Below are 12,036 nucleotides of genomic sequence, written 5' to 3' on the forward strand. Positions count from 1 at the left end.
GCCGGCCCTGCGTTAGCATTGCGATCATGCCGAAGCTCAAGGTCTATCGCACCCCGATCGGCTTCCACGACGCCTATGTCGCGGCGCCGAGCATGAAAGCCGCGCTCAAGGCCTGGGGAACGACCAAGAACCTGTTTTCCCGAGGTGCGGCGGAGATCGTCACCGACCCCAAACTGACGAAGGAGCCGCTCGCCAAGCCGGGCGAGGTGATCAAGCGCGCTCGGGGTTCGGCCGCGGAGCATCGAAAGGCTGCGGGAGCGGGGAACGGCGCGCCGAGCAGAGGCAAGACGGCGCCCGCGCCCAAAACAGCCAAGCGCCCGCCCCGGCCCAACCGCAAGCCGCTTGAAAAGGCCGAGCAGGCGCTGAGCGCCGCGCAGCAGCGGCATGAACGCGCCCTCGCCGACATCGATCATCGGCTGGATGCGTTGCAGGCCAAGCGACGCGAGTTGGGCAGGAAGCAGGAAAGCGAGATCGCCGATCTGAAAGAGGAAATGGCCGCGCGAGAATCCGCCTATCGGCGCGCACTGGATAAATGGGAGGCGTAGCCACGAAAAAGGCCGGAGATCACTCCCCGGCCTCGTTCGCGTGCGACTGATCGATCGCAGCTATTGCAGGACGATCGTCACCGCGCGGCGGTTCTGGGCCCAGCTCGCCTCGTCAGAACCGAGCGCGATCGGGCGCTCCTTGCCATAGCTGATCGTGTTGATCCGCGAGGCGTTGACGCCGCGCGCGGCGAGATAGTTCTTGGCGGCATTAGCGCGACGATCACCGAGCGCGAGGTTATATTCGCGCGTGCCGCGTTCGTCGGCATGGCCTTCGATCGTGATGCGGCGGTCGGGCCATTTCATCAGCCAGGCGGCCTGGCTGTCGAGGATCGAGCGCGACGTCGCGTCGATATCGTACTGGTCGAGCGCGAAGTGGATCGTGTCGCTCATCACCGAGCGTTTGAAATCCTCGGCCGAGCCCGGGACAATCGATCCGGCATCGCCGTTGCCAGTGGATCCCGACGGCTGTTCGCCCGCGGCAGGCGGCAGGACCGGCGGGCGTTTATGGGCACAGCCCGCAGCCGCGACGAGTGTCGCGAGCAGGATCAGCTTGGTAGTCGTGCGTGCCATTGTTGGTTCTCCCTAACTTTTGGCTGTTGAATGCCTGGGGGGCGTGTTCGGTCCGGATACGAAACGTTAGTCCTTGCGAATGGGTCCCCAGCTCGGGTCCGATCCGTCGAACGGGGTGGGCAAGCGGCGCTCGTTTACGCCGGTCAGGTCGACCGACCACAAGTCCGCGACGCCGCTTCCGCCCTGGGTCGAGCGGAAGAACATGATCACGCGGCCATTGGGCGCCCAGCTGGGCGCCTCATCCTGCCAGCCATCGGTCAGCATCTTCTCGCCGCCGCCCGACGGCGACATGATCCCGACATGGAAGCCGCCGCCGATCTTGGTGAAGGCGATCAGGTCGCCGCGCGGGCTCCAGGCGGGCGTGGCGTACTTGCCCGAGCCGAAGCTGATCCGCTGCTGGTTGGAACCGTCGGCGTTCATCACATAGAGCTGCTGCGAGCCAGAACGGTCGCTTTCGAACACGATCTTGCTGCCATCGGGCGACCAGCTGCCGCCGGTGTCGATGCCGGGCGCGGTGGTCAGGCGTTGCGCCGTGCCGCCATCGGCCGGGATCTTGTAGAGATCGGTATTGCCCGCCTGCGACATCGAATAGAGGATCCAGCGGCCATCGGGCGAGAAACGCGGCGCCAGCGCCAGGCTGACATTGTCGACCAGCCGGTGCTGCCGTCCCGTGGCGATGTCCATGACGTAGATGGTCGGCTTCTTGTCGAGATAGGACAGGTACGCGACGCGGCGCTGATCGGGCGATAGTTGCGGGGTGAGCACGATCGTCTGGCCGTTAGTCAGGAAACGGCCGTTGAAGCCATCCTGATCCATGATCGCCAGCCGCTTGATGCGCTTGCCCTTGGGTCCGGTCTCAGAGACATAGACCACGCGGCTGTCGAAATACGGCCCTTCGCCGGTCAGGCGGGTATAGACCATATCGGCGCATTTATGCGCGGCGCGGCGCCATTCGTTGACCGTGAGCACGTAGCCCTGGCGCGCGAGCTCGCGCTGTGCGGCAGTGTCATAGAGATAGCAGCCGACCGTCACTGTGCCGTTGCCGTTGGCACGAATATAGCCCTGAACCAGGGCAGTCGCGCCGCGCGACGTCCAGCCGGTGAAATCGGGAGCGGTCGCCTGCGCGAACGGGACCGGCATCAGCTGCCCGGTAGGAAGCGGCTTGAACAATCCCGAATTCTTGAGATCGGCGGTGATGACATCGGCCAATTGCCTGCCGAGCTGATCGGTCGATCCCGCTGCGGTCGAGGCCACTTCGGGGGTAGGCAACGCCGGAATCGCGATTCCCATCGGCGCCGAGATGCCGCCCTCGACATCGACCACCAGGCCGCCAGATTGGCCAGGCGCCGGCGTCGCCTGGGGGGCAGGAGCCGGAGCGGGCGCCGGGGTCGGTGCCGGTGGAGTCGTCTGGGCATTGGCAGCGGGCGCCAGCAGAATCGTCAGCGCGATCAGCGGAAGAGCTTTGGTCATCATCATCTCTCTCAACCGGGAAGCTTGTACCGGAGCGTGAAATTGCTCCAGCCATTGGGGACGTCGTACAATTCGGCGGGCAGTCCGCGCAGCGGCTGACAGCCCATGAAGGTCGCGATCGCGCTGTCTTTGACGCGTTGGACATAACGGGAATTTTCGTCGTCGACGCCAGTCACCTCCCCTATTGTCGGTCGTCCGGCGAGCGTGCCGTCGCGATTGATCTTCAACCGAACCGCGACCAGGATTCGTTCTGCGCCAGGGCCGGGCTTGACCTGGCGATTGGCGCAGGGTTGGACTTGCTCGGCGATCTTCCGGCGAATATCCATGACCGCTATTGCGCTCATAGTCGCGGCTTTAGGCGCAGTCCCGGTCGCGGGGCTGGGCTTACTTGAGGCGCCCTTGAAATAATCCGATCCGAAATTGAGCCCGCGCGCCTTGGGCTTGATCGCGTTGGCGGTGCTGCCGGTGCCCTTGCCCGGCTTGACCGCGGGTTTGGCGGGCGCCGCGACGGCGGGCTTGGGCTGGGCTTTCGGGACCGGTTTGGGCGCAGGGGGCGCCGGCTTCTTCGGCTCGGGCTTGGCGACAGGAGCAGGCTTGGGCGGCGGCGCGGCTTCAGGCTGCGGCTTGGGCGGCGCGGGCTCGGCCTTTTCCTCGGCCGGCGCGGGCGGCGCCGAATCCTCGGGGTTGCCTATATCGGGCGCCTTGCTTTCGGCCGGATCGACCGTCGTGTTGGGCGCGCCGGCCTTCAGCCCGACATCGTCGGCGATCGTCACGTCCATCGGCACCACCGGCGGCGGCGGGGGCGATGGCGGCAGCAGCGACAGGATCGTGAACAGGATGAGATGCGCGAGCAGCGACACGCCGATCGCGATCCACAACCGGTCGTCGCGCTCCGCAGGGATCGGGCGCAGAATGGGAGAGACGGCGATGCCGCTCACTGGCGCTCCCTGGCGTTGGAGACGAGCGCGACGCGGTTGAGGCCGGCGCGGTTCAGCTCGCCCATCACTTCCATCACGCGGCCATAATCGAGCGCCTTGTCGGCGCGCAGGAAGACCTGTGGCGGCTTGTCCCCCTGGCGGCGTTCGCTGGCGATCACTGACAGGCGATCGGGCAGTTCCTCGATCGTCACGGCATCCTCGCCGATATGGATCGTGCCGTCGCGATCGACCGCGATATCGACCGGCTTCTGATCCTGGTCGAGCGCCTTGGCGCGGCTATCGGGAAGGTTCACCGGCACGCCCGCGGTCATCAGCGGCGCGGTGACCATGAAGATGATCAGCAGCACCAGCATGACGTCGACCAATGGCGTGACGTTGATGTCCGCCATCGGCGCGCGGCGCCCTTTGGCGCGGGCCGAGGGGAGGTTCATGGCCATCCCTAAAAGTCCTCCCCAAGCTTGCTTGGGGAGGGGGACCAGCGAAGCTGGTGGAGGGGCCGCAGCGGCGCAGCCGCGAGGATGGGGCCTCCCTCCGCCGCTACGCGGCTGCGGGCCCCTCCACCCCCGGCTTCCCCGGCGGTCCCCCTCCCCACGCTACGCATAGGGAGGATTTGATGGGCCTCATTCACCGTTTCGCCTCCAACTGGCGGCTCAAGGTCGTATGGAACCCATCGGCAAACCGCGTCAGCCGCGCCTCGATCCGGTTCACGCCATGGCTGAAGCGATTATAGGCAATCACCGCCGGAATCGCCGCGAACAGGCCGATCGCGGTCGCGAACAGGGCTTCCGCGATACCGGGAGCGACCACCGCCAGGCTGGTATTCTGGGCTGCGGCGATGCCCGTAAAGCTCGACATGATGCCCCAGACGGTACCGAACAGGCCGACGAACGGCGCCACCGATCCGACCGTCGCCAGGATGTTGAGCCGGTCGGCGAGCTTGTCCGCTTCCCCCGCTACGGCCGAGCCCATCGCGGTGGCGAGGCGCTCGCGAATGCCCTCGCGATCGACTACGCCGCCGGCGGTCGAGCGGCGCCATTCGGACACACCGGCCGCGAACACGCGGGCCACCGGCAATTCGTCATCGCCGTGCAGTTTGTAGAAGGCGTCGATATCCTCCGCCTTCCAGAAATCCTTTTCGAACTTGTCGATCTTGCGCCGGGTCGCGCCGACCTTGGTCGAGAAACCGATGATGATCGCCCAGGTCCAGATGCTGGCGATCAGCAACCCGGCCATGATGATCTGGACGACGATGTCGGCATGCAGCAGCAGCGCGAGCGGTGAGGTCGATCCGGGGGAAAGGTCCAAACTCCAATGCATTACGTCTTCAGTCCCCTTGTTCTTCGGGTGTCCAGATCAGCCCTGCATAGGCCGACGCCCAGTCTGCCGACTGGCGTTTAGGGCGTCCGTCGGGCGCGACCAATGCTGCGGTCACGTCCGCCTCTGCCAGTAATTCAGCGCCCCGCATGACTCTCTGATGAATATGAACCGCTGCCGCACGAATCCGTGTCAGTCGCGAAACAACCACCAACGCGTCGTCGAGTTTCGCCGGGCGGCGAAATTTGATCGCCATTTCGGACACCGCATAGGCGCCCTCCCCGGCTTCCATCGCCGCGCGCTGGTCGATCCCGACCAGCCGCAGCATGTCCGACCGTGCCCGCTCCATGTAGCGCAGGTAATTGGCGTGGTAGACCACGCCCGACAGATCGGTGTCCTCGAAATAGACCCGCACCGGGAATCGGTGCTCGCGTCCGTCGAAGCGTCCTTCGACCGGCTGGTCGGTACCGGTTGCCGTCATGGTTAAGGTCCTAGCGGCCCGAAGCGGCGAGGCAAACCCATTCGTCTCTGATTTTGCCCCTTGCATCGATGTAACCCACAGGTTACATGAGTAGCATAGGTTACATTTCTTTGGGGGTATTCAAATGACCGATGCGGAAACCGCGGACCGACTGGTGCACCGCCGCGCGCGGATGATGCCAGCGATGGCAGTCATCTTTCTCGCTCAGCAGGCAAGCTATTTCAGCGGTCACCACCCGGGCGACGGGTCGCGGCTGGTCGATCATATAGCGATCAGTGCATGGCCGATTCTCTCGGTCGTATTGGTGATCGCCTTCGCGACCGGCGGCGGCTGGTTCCGCGGTGCCAGGGTGCGTGCGTTGATCAACGACGAGAGCGCCCGAGCGCATCGCGCCGAAGGATTCCGCTTCGGCTTCCTGGCGACGATGGCCGCGGCGATCGCGCTCTACGCCCTCTCCTTGTTCGAGCCGATGAGCGCACGCGACGCGATCCATGTGTTGATGAGTGCGGGTATTGCCGCGGCGCTGATCCGTTTCGCCATGCTCGAGCGGCGCGCGCTCAACTCGTGAGCAGCGGGCTGATCAATTTTCTGCGCGACGAACGCACGCGGCTCGGCTGGACCCAGGCCGAGCTGGCCGAGCGCGTCGGGGTGAGCCGCAAGACGATCAACACGGTCGAGAACGGCGTGTTCATTCCCTCGACTGTGCTGGCGCTCAAGCTCGCCGCGGCGATCGGCAAGCCAGTCGAAGCGCTGTTCAAGCTGGACGAGGCGTAATGTCGGGCTAAACCCCTCCCCCAATGACAGAAGCCCTTCGGATTCGCGGCCTGGCCAAGGCATTCGACAAACCCGTTATCAGCGGCCTCGATCTCGATATCGCGGCAGGCCAGCTCTACGCCCTGCTCGGTCCGAACGGCGCGGGCAAGACGACCACGCTCCGGATGGTCACCGGCCTGACCCGACCCGATGCCGGCAGCATCGAGATTTTCGGCGTGGATGCGCTGGCCGATCCGATCGCGGCCAAGGCGATCACCGCGTGGTTGCCCGACGAGCCGATGCTCTATGACAAATTGAGCCCGCTCGAATATCTCGCCTTCGTCGCGGGACTATGGCGGATGGAGCCGCATGTGGCCTCGGAGGAAGCCGAGCGGCTGCTCCACTGGCTCGATCTGTGGGAGCAGCGCGACACGCGGTGCGAGGGCTTTTCGCGCGGCATGAAGCAGAAGGTCGCGCTGGCCGGAGCGCTGATCCATGATCCCAAGCTGCTGATCCTCGACGAGCCGCTGACCGGCCTCGACGCCGCCATGGCGCGTGCGGTCAAGGACGCGCTGCGCGAGCAGGTCGATCGCGGCAAGACGGTAATCGTCACCACCCATATCCTCGAGGTCGCCGAACGCATGGCCGACCGCATCGGCATCATCGGCGGCGGCAAATTGCTAGCCGAAGGAACGCTCGACGAATTGCGCGACCGGGCTGGGACCGAAGGCATGACGCTGGAGGATACTTTCATCCGGCTGACGAGCGGGGCGTGACCCGATTGGCTCCCGGAAGCTTTGCCTGGCTGGCCCGCCACGAATTGCGGCTCGCCTGGCGCGGCCGCAGGCGCGGCGGCAAGCGTCAGGCGCTCGCGCTCGTGTTGCTCGGTCTCTACCTCGCGGCAGGCATCGCGGTCGCCTACCTCCTAATGGGCGTGCCGATCGATTATCGCGCGGAGATCGGGATCGGCATCCTCGCTGCCTCCGTCGTCGCTCTGTCATTCATGACCACGCAGGCGATCCTCGGCAGCCAGCAGACCCTGTACGAAAGTCGTGACCTCGATCTGCTGCTGACCGCACCGATCGAGGGGCGCGTTGTGCTGCTTGCCAAGCTGGCGGGAATCGCCGGTGCGATCGCGCTGACTTATGCCGGGCTGTTGCTGCCCGTGGTCGTCCCGGTCGCGATCCTGGGTCACCCGCATCTGCTCGGCGTCGTCGCATTGCTCGTTGCGCTGGCGCTGACCGCGGCAGCGATCGGCATCGCGGTCACGCTGACGCTCGCCAGCATCGCCGGCCCCCGCGCCGCGCGCACGGTTGGGCAGGTGGCGGCGGCGGTTCTCGGCGGCGCCCTGTTCCTCTTCAGCCAGCTATCGCATGGCGGCCAGGGGCGGCGGTCGTCCTTTGCCGTGATCTTCGAGGACCTGCGCGCCTGGGGATGGGGCGAGAATGGATGGAGCGGCGTGCCCGGCCATGCCGCGTTCGGCGACCCGGTGTCGCTCGCGATCCTGCTGACGATCGGCGTCGCCTTGTTCGCGGGGACCGGCGCGGTGCTGCAACGCCTGTTCCTCAGCGGCTATCAGGACGCCGGAATGCGGCTGAGCCGCGCGCGGCCGACCGGCAAGGCGAGTGCGCGCCTGTTCCATGCCGGCTTGTTCCGACCGGTTCTGGCCAAGGAATGGCGCTTGCTCGCGCGCGATCCCGGCCTGGTGTTTCAGGTCATCCTGCGCCTGGTCTATCTGATCCCGCTGATGCTGGTCGCATTTCGCGGCAGCGGCGGGCTGATCGCCCCCGGCCTCGCTTTTGCCAGCGTGCTGGTGGCGACGCAGCTAACCGGCAGCTTTGCCTGGCTGGCCGTTTCGGGCGAGGATGTGCCCGAACTGATCGCGGTGGCGCCGGTCCATAAACAGCGCGTCGATCAGGCCAAGCTCGCCGCCGCCTTGCTGATGGCGGCGCCGATCGCCGCCTTGCTGCCGATCGCGATCGCGACAGTGGGCCGATCGCCGCTCGGCGCCCTGATATCGCTAATCGCCACCGCGATCGGCGGGACGATCGCCGGGTATATCGAGTTGAAGCTCGCCAAACCCGGCCAACGCTCCGCGTTCGCCAAGCGGCGCGGCGGCAGTGCGATTGCCGGCATCCTGGGGATGATCGTCGCCGCGATCTTCGGCGGCGGCGCTGCGGCGATCGTCTACTTCATCGGCTGAGAGTCTGCGTCGGCAAGCTCGGTGCCGGCCCGCTCCCCCGCCCGACCTCCCAATCAGGATATTCTATGGAAGGTCGGGCGGGGAACGGGCCGGCACCGCGACAAAAAATCAGTCGAACAGACCATCCTGCGCGCCAGCGGGCGGGTTGAGGCCGAGATGCTTCCAACCAGATGGGTTGAGACACCGTCCGCGTGCCGTGCGCGCGATCAAGCCGAGCTGAATCATATAAGGCTCGACGACTTCCTCGATCGTGTCGCGGGGTTCGCTCAGGCCGGCGGCCAGCGTCTCCACACCGACCGGCCCGCCGCGATAGATGTCGGCGATCATGTGGAGATAGCGCCGGTCCATCGCGTCGAGCCCGAGCTTGTCGACCTCGAGCCGGTTGAGCGCGGCATCGGCGGCGATCGCATCGACCGTTTCGCGGCCGGCGACATTGGCGAAATCGCGCACACGGCGCAGCAGCCGTCCGGCAATGCGGGGGGTGCCGCGGGCGCGTCGTGCGATCTCCTGCGCTCCGTCGGGCGACACGTGGAGATCGAGTAGCCGAGCCGCCCGCGTCACCACCGCTTCGAGCTCGTCGACCGTGTAGAAATTGAGCCGCACCGGAATGCCGAAACGGTCGCGCAGCGGCGTCGTCAGCAGCCCTTGCCGCGTCGTCGCGCCGACCAGGGTGAATTTGGGCAGATCGATGCGGACCGAGCGTGCCGATGGCCCCTCTCCGATCATCAGGTCGAGCGCACGGTCCTCCATCGCCGGATAGAGCACTTCCTCGACCGCTGGCTGGAGCCGGTGGATCTCGTCGATGAACAGCACGTCGCCGTCCTCGAGATTGGTCAGCAATGCAGCGAGGTCGCCCGATTTGGCGATCACCGGGCCGCTGGTCGCACGAAAGCCCACGCCCATCTCGCGCGCGATGATCTGCGCGAGCGTGGTCTTGCCGAGTCCCGGCGGCCCGAAGAACAGGACATGGTCGAGCGCATCGCCGCGCGCCTTCGCCGCGGAAATGAACACGCGAAGGTTTTCGCGCGCCGCCTTTTGCCCGACGAACTCGTCGAGCGTCTTGGGACGCAACGCTGCGTCGACATCCTCGGCTTGACGCTGGGGCGTGATCAGGCGGGCGGGTTCGTCCATCGAACGTTCCCTACCTGTTCACGCCCCCATTTGTCACGCGGTCAGTAGAATGCGCCGTAGATCACGTCGGCGACGCGCCGCGTGCGGACATTGACCAACAGCAGATCGGGGCCATAGCGCACCCAGCGATAGCCGGGAGGCGGGGGCTCGAGGCCCATCTGCCACCAATCGTCGTAATAATAATGATGACCGACGAAGATGGCGGGCAGCAGCAGGCCGATCGTCCAGCGACGATAGTGCCAGCCCGGCGGGTAGATCCAACCCGGCCGGTGGATCGGTCGGAAATTGGGCGGGCGGCCGGCACCAGGACGATGCGGCTTACCGGGCTTGGGCGGCCGGGGCAGCGGCGGCAACGGCTTTGTAATGGGCGGGCGCGGAGGGCGGGGCGGGCGAACGACGCCGCCGCCATTGCCGGGACCCGGCGGGCGTGGCCGTGGAGGCCGCGGCTTGGGCGGTTGCGGTCGCGGCGGCTGGATCTGCGGACCGCCGGGGCGGCCTGGCTTGGTCGTCGCACCGGGGGGCAGTTTCGGCCCCTCCTGAGCGAAAGCGGCACCGATATCGGGTAAAATCAGCAGGAACGCGCTGGTAGCCAACAGAAGTCGCTTCATACGTCCTCCCATCGTTTGGGAAGGTCAGCCTACGCCCGGATCGCCCGGCCGAATAATTGTTTCGCTATGCCAATAAGCCGGTCGTCACGCTCGGGGCACGTTCTGCCGCGACGCAATCAGGAATCGATCCCATCGACCATGATCAGATCGCGTTCCACCGCGTCGTCGCGATGCGCCAGCGCTTCGGCATAATCGGGAGAGGCATACCAGGCACGCGCCGCCTCCATGCTCGGGAAAGCCACCAACACCGCTCCGGCGCGCCACTCTCCTTCGAGCACGGTCATCGCTCCGCCGCGCGCCAGATACCGACCGCCATGCCGCGCAATCGACGCCGCCGCGAGCCGCCGATACGCCTCGAGCGCGGGGCCGGGCTTCATCGTTACCCTGGAATGACATAGGCGGTCATTCGTAATGGTCGATATTGTCGCCGACGATTTCGAGCCAACGGTGCTTGCGCGACTCATAGACCGAATAGATCGGCGCCGGGAAATTCGGATCGCCAAAGCCGCCGACCGCCACCGCGACCATGTCGGGGTCGAACGCGACCCGGTAGAACAAGGTCGAGCCGCAATCGGGACAGAAGTCCATGATGCCCTTGCCGCCTTCGTCGCCAACCCGCGTCCATTGTTTCGACTGCCCGGTGATGGTCACGCGATCGTTGGGGAACCGTGCCTGCATCGCGAACGCGCTTCCCGACCGCCGCTGGCAGTCGAGGCAATGGCAGACCGAAACGCGGACGGGCTCGCCGGTGCACTCGATGGCGAGTTGGCCGCAAGCGCAGGTGGCGCGGCGAACGATTGGGGCGTCATCCGTCATTTCGCCGCCTTCCTCAATGCCAGTCGAACCAGCGCATCCAGGCTCGCATCCGCGCCCAGTTCCTCTTCCGCCGCACCCACCGCCGCATTGGCCTCGGCCGGACGAAAGCCGAGGTTGAGCAGGGCCGACACCGCGTCCTGCGCCGCCCCCATCGCCGCTGCGACCGGGGTCAGGCTGCCAGGGATCACGCCGCCAACCTTATCCTTCAACTCGCGCACGATGCGTTCGGCGAGCTTTGGCCCGACGCCGTTGGCGCGCGCGACCATCGCCTTGTCCTGCGCGCCCACTGCCTTGGCCAGCTCGACCGGCTCAAGCACCGACAGAATCGCCAGCGCGACGCGCGCGCCGACGCCCTGCACACCGGTCAGCAGGCGGAACCAGTCGCGCTCATCGGGCCGAGCGAAACCCACCAGTCGGATCGAATCCTCGGCAACCAGCATTTCGGTAAAGAGCGTCGCCGCCTCGCCGACCGGGCCGATCGCGGCGAGCGTCTTGGCCGACGCACCGACCAGATAGCCTACTCCGCCGACATCGATCACCGCATGGTCGATGCCGGTCGCTTCGAGGCGGCCACGAAGGTGTGCAATCATGACCGGGACATAACCGGAACAGATGGCGCTAGGGAAGCAAAATCAGCCCAGCCGCCGCGCGCTCGCGAGGTGATGCGCGTGGCAGATCGCCACTGCCAGGGCGTCGGCGGCGTCGGCGCCGGCGATCTTCACGCCAGGCAGCAGCCGCGCGACCATCGCGTGAACCTGCGCCTTTTCGGCATTGCCGACGCCGACCACCGCTTTCTTGACCAGACGGGCGGCATATTCGCCGACCTCCATACCGCTTCGCGCCGCACCGAGCAGCACGACGCCACGCGCCTGGCCGAGCTTGAGCGTGGATTGTGGGTTCATGTTGACGAACACTTCCTCGACCGCCGCGGCGTCCGGCGCGTGGTCGGCAATCAGCGCCGCCAGCATCGTGTCGAGATGCGCCAGCCGGCGCGGCAGACTTTCCTTGGCGTCGGTCTTCAGCTGGCCGTTGGCGACGTGCGACAGTCGGTTACCCTCGGCCCGGATCACACCCCAGCCGGTCGTGCCGAGGCCGGGGTCGAGGCCGAGGATGATCATAATTCCTCCCCGGCACGGGGAGGGGGACCAAGGCGCGCAGCGGCTTGGTGGAGGGGCCCCTCCCAGCCGGTGTAGTTTCGTGGAGGGGG

17 protein-coding genes are annotated in these 12,036 nt (G+C 66.4%); 5 read left to right on the forward strand and 12 right to left on the reverse strand.

Features of this window, described 5'->3' with window-relative positions:
* Nucleotides 1-92 precede the first annotated feature (92 nt).
* Nucleotides 93-545, forward strand: coding sequence for a hypothetical protein (locus tag SPR01S_RS09120; protein ID WP_245661928.1), 453 nt, complete (start codon nucleotides 93-95; stop codon nucleotides 543-545).
* A 60-nt stretch (nucleotides 546-605) separates the two neighbouring features.
* On the opposite strand, the gene pal is transcribed toward SPR01S_RS09120, so the two are convergent.
* The 6 genes from pal to ybgC form a co-directional block, all read right to left on the reverse strand.
* Nucleotides 606-1,115 (reverse strand): peptidoglycan-associated lipoprotein Pal, encoded by a 510-nt coding sequence (gene pal, locus SPR01S_RS09125; RefSeq protein WP_066588337.1) that lies wholly within the window; start codon nucleotides 1,113-1,115, stop codon nucleotides 606-608.
* A gap of 66 nt (nucleotides 1,116-1,181) precedes the next feature.
* Nucleotides 1,182-2,591, reverse strand: coding sequence for a Tol-Pal system beta propeller repeat protein TolB (tolB, locus tag SPR01S_RS09130; RefSeq protein WP_066588339.1), 1,410 nt, complete (start codon nucleotides 2,589-2,591; stop codon nucleotides 1,182-1,184).
* A gap of 5 nt (nucleotides 2,592-2,596) precedes the next feature.
* Nucleotides 2,597-3,523, reverse strand: a complete 927-nt coding sequence (gene tolA / locus SPR01S_RS09135; RefSeq protein ID WP_369405264.1) for a cell envelope integrity protein TolA — start codon at nucleotides 3,521-3,523, stop codon at nucleotides 2,597-2,599.
* The gene (tolR, locus tag SPR01S_RS09140; protein ID WP_066588341.1) at nucleotides 3,520-3,960 is read right to left on the reverse strand and encodes a protein TolR; all 441 of its coding nucleotides are present in this window, start codon (nucleotides 3,958-3,960) and stop codon (nucleotides 3,520-3,522) included. Before tolR ends, tolA begins: the two co-directional genes overlap by 4 nt.
* A 187-nt stretch (nucleotides 3,961-4,147) precedes the next feature.
* The gene (gene tolQ / locus SPR01S_RS09145) at nucleotides 4,148-4,840 is read right to left on the reverse strand and encodes a protein TolQ (RefSeq protein WP_066588344.1); all 693 of its coding nucleotides are present in this window, start codon (nucleotides 4,838-4,840) and stop codon (nucleotides 4,148-4,150) included.
* Nucleotides 4,841-4,847: 7 nt separating this feature from the next.
* Entirely contained in the window at nucleotides 4,848-5,318 is a 471-nt protein-coding gene (gene ybgC / locus SPR01S_RS09150) for a tol-pal system-associated acyl-CoA thioesterase (protein ID WP_066588347.1), read from the reverse strand.
* A 124-nt stretch (nucleotides 5,319-5,442) separates the two neighbouring features.
* Here ybgC and SPR01S_RS22025 point away from each other — a divergent pair, with 124 nt between their 5' ends.
* Genes SPR01S_RS22025 through SPR01S_RS09170 form a run of 4 tightly spaced genes read left to right on the forward strand, consistent with a single transcriptional unit; the run spans nucleotide 5,443 to nucleotide 8,274 of the window.
* A complete protein-coding gene (locus SPR01S_RS22025) occupies nucleotides 5,443-5,886 on the forward strand; it encodes a hypothetical protein (RefSeq protein ID WP_066588350.1) in 444 nt (147 codons plus the stop codon).
* The gene (locus tag SPR01S_RS22030) at nucleotides 5,883-6,092 is read left to right on the forward strand and encodes a helix-turn-helix transcriptional regulator (protein ID WP_066588353.1); all 210 of its coding nucleotides are present in this window, start codon (nucleotides 5,883-5,885) and stop codon (nucleotides 6,090-6,092) included. Before SPR01S_RS22025 ends, SPR01S_RS22030 begins: the two co-directional genes overlap by 4 nt.
* A 23-nt stretch (nucleotides 6,093-6,115) precedes the next feature.
* Entirely contained in the window at nucleotides 6,116-6,847 is a 732-nt protein-coding gene (locus SPR01S_RS09165; RefSeq protein WP_066588357.1) for an ABC transporter ATP-binding protein, read from the forward strand.
* Entirely contained in the window at nucleotides 6,844-8,274 is a 1,431-nt protein-coding gene (locus SPR01S_RS09170) for a hypothetical protein (RefSeq protein ID WP_066588360.1), read from the forward strand. The genes SPR01S_RS09165 and SPR01S_RS09170 overlap by 4 nt, the downstream gene beginning before the upstream one ends.
* 108 nt (nucleotides 8,275-8,382) lie before the next feature.
* Here the strand turns inward: SPR01S_RS09170 and ruvB are convergent, their stop codons facing one another.
* From ruvB to ruvC, 6 genes are all read right to left on the reverse strand, one after another.
* Nucleotides 8,383-9,405: a Holliday junction branch migration DNA helicase RuvB gene (ruvB, locus tag SPR01S_RS09175; protein WP_066588362.1), complete on the reverse strand. Its 1,023-nt coding sequence runs from the start codon at nucleotides 9,403-9,405 to the stop codon at nucleotides 8,383-8,385.
* Between the two features lie 41 nt (nucleotides 9,406-9,446).
* Nucleotides 9,447-10,013, reverse strand: a complete 567-nt coding sequence (locus tag SPR01S_RS09180) for an RcnB family protein (RefSeq protein WP_066588364.1) — start codon at nucleotides 10,011-10,013, stop codon at nucleotides 9,447-9,449.
* 116 nt (nucleotides 10,014-10,129) lie between these two features.
* Nucleotides 10,130-10,390, reverse strand: coding sequence for a DUF1330 domain-containing protein (locus tag SPR01S_RS09185; RefSeq protein WP_066588366.1), 261 nt, complete (start codon nucleotides 10,388-10,390; stop codon nucleotides 10,130-10,132).
* A 25-nt stretch (nucleotides 10,391-10,415) separates the two neighbouring features.
* Nucleotides 10,416-10,829, reverse strand: coding sequence for a GFA family protein (locus SPR01S_RS09190; protein WP_066588370.1), 414 nt, complete (start codon nucleotides 10,827-10,829; stop codon nucleotides 10,416-10,418).
* Nucleotides 10,826-11,419 carry a Holliday junction branch migration protein RuvA gene (gene ruvA / locus SPR01S_RS09195; protein ID WP_066588373.1) on the reverse strand — a complete coding sequence of 198 codons (594 nt, stop codon included), beginning with the start codon at nucleotides 11,417-11,419 and terminating at the stop codon, nucleotides 10,826-10,828. Before ruvA ends, SPR01S_RS09190 begins: the two co-directional genes overlap by 4 nt.
* Nucleotides 11,420-11,461: 42 nt before the next feature.
* Entirely contained in the window at nucleotides 11,462-11,947 is a 486-nt protein-coding gene (gene ruvC / locus SPR01S_RS09200; protein ID WP_066588376.1) for a crossover junction endodeoxyribonuclease RuvC, read from the reverse strand.
* Nucleotides 11,948-12,036: the final 89 nt, after the last annotated feature.

Origin of the sequence: Sphingomonas pruni NBRC 15498 (genome assembly GCF_001598455.1) — a bacterium.
Taxonomy (GTDB): Bacteria; Pseudomonadota; Alphaproteobacteria; order Sphingomonadales; family Sphingomonadaceae; genus Sphingomonas; species Sphingomonas pruni.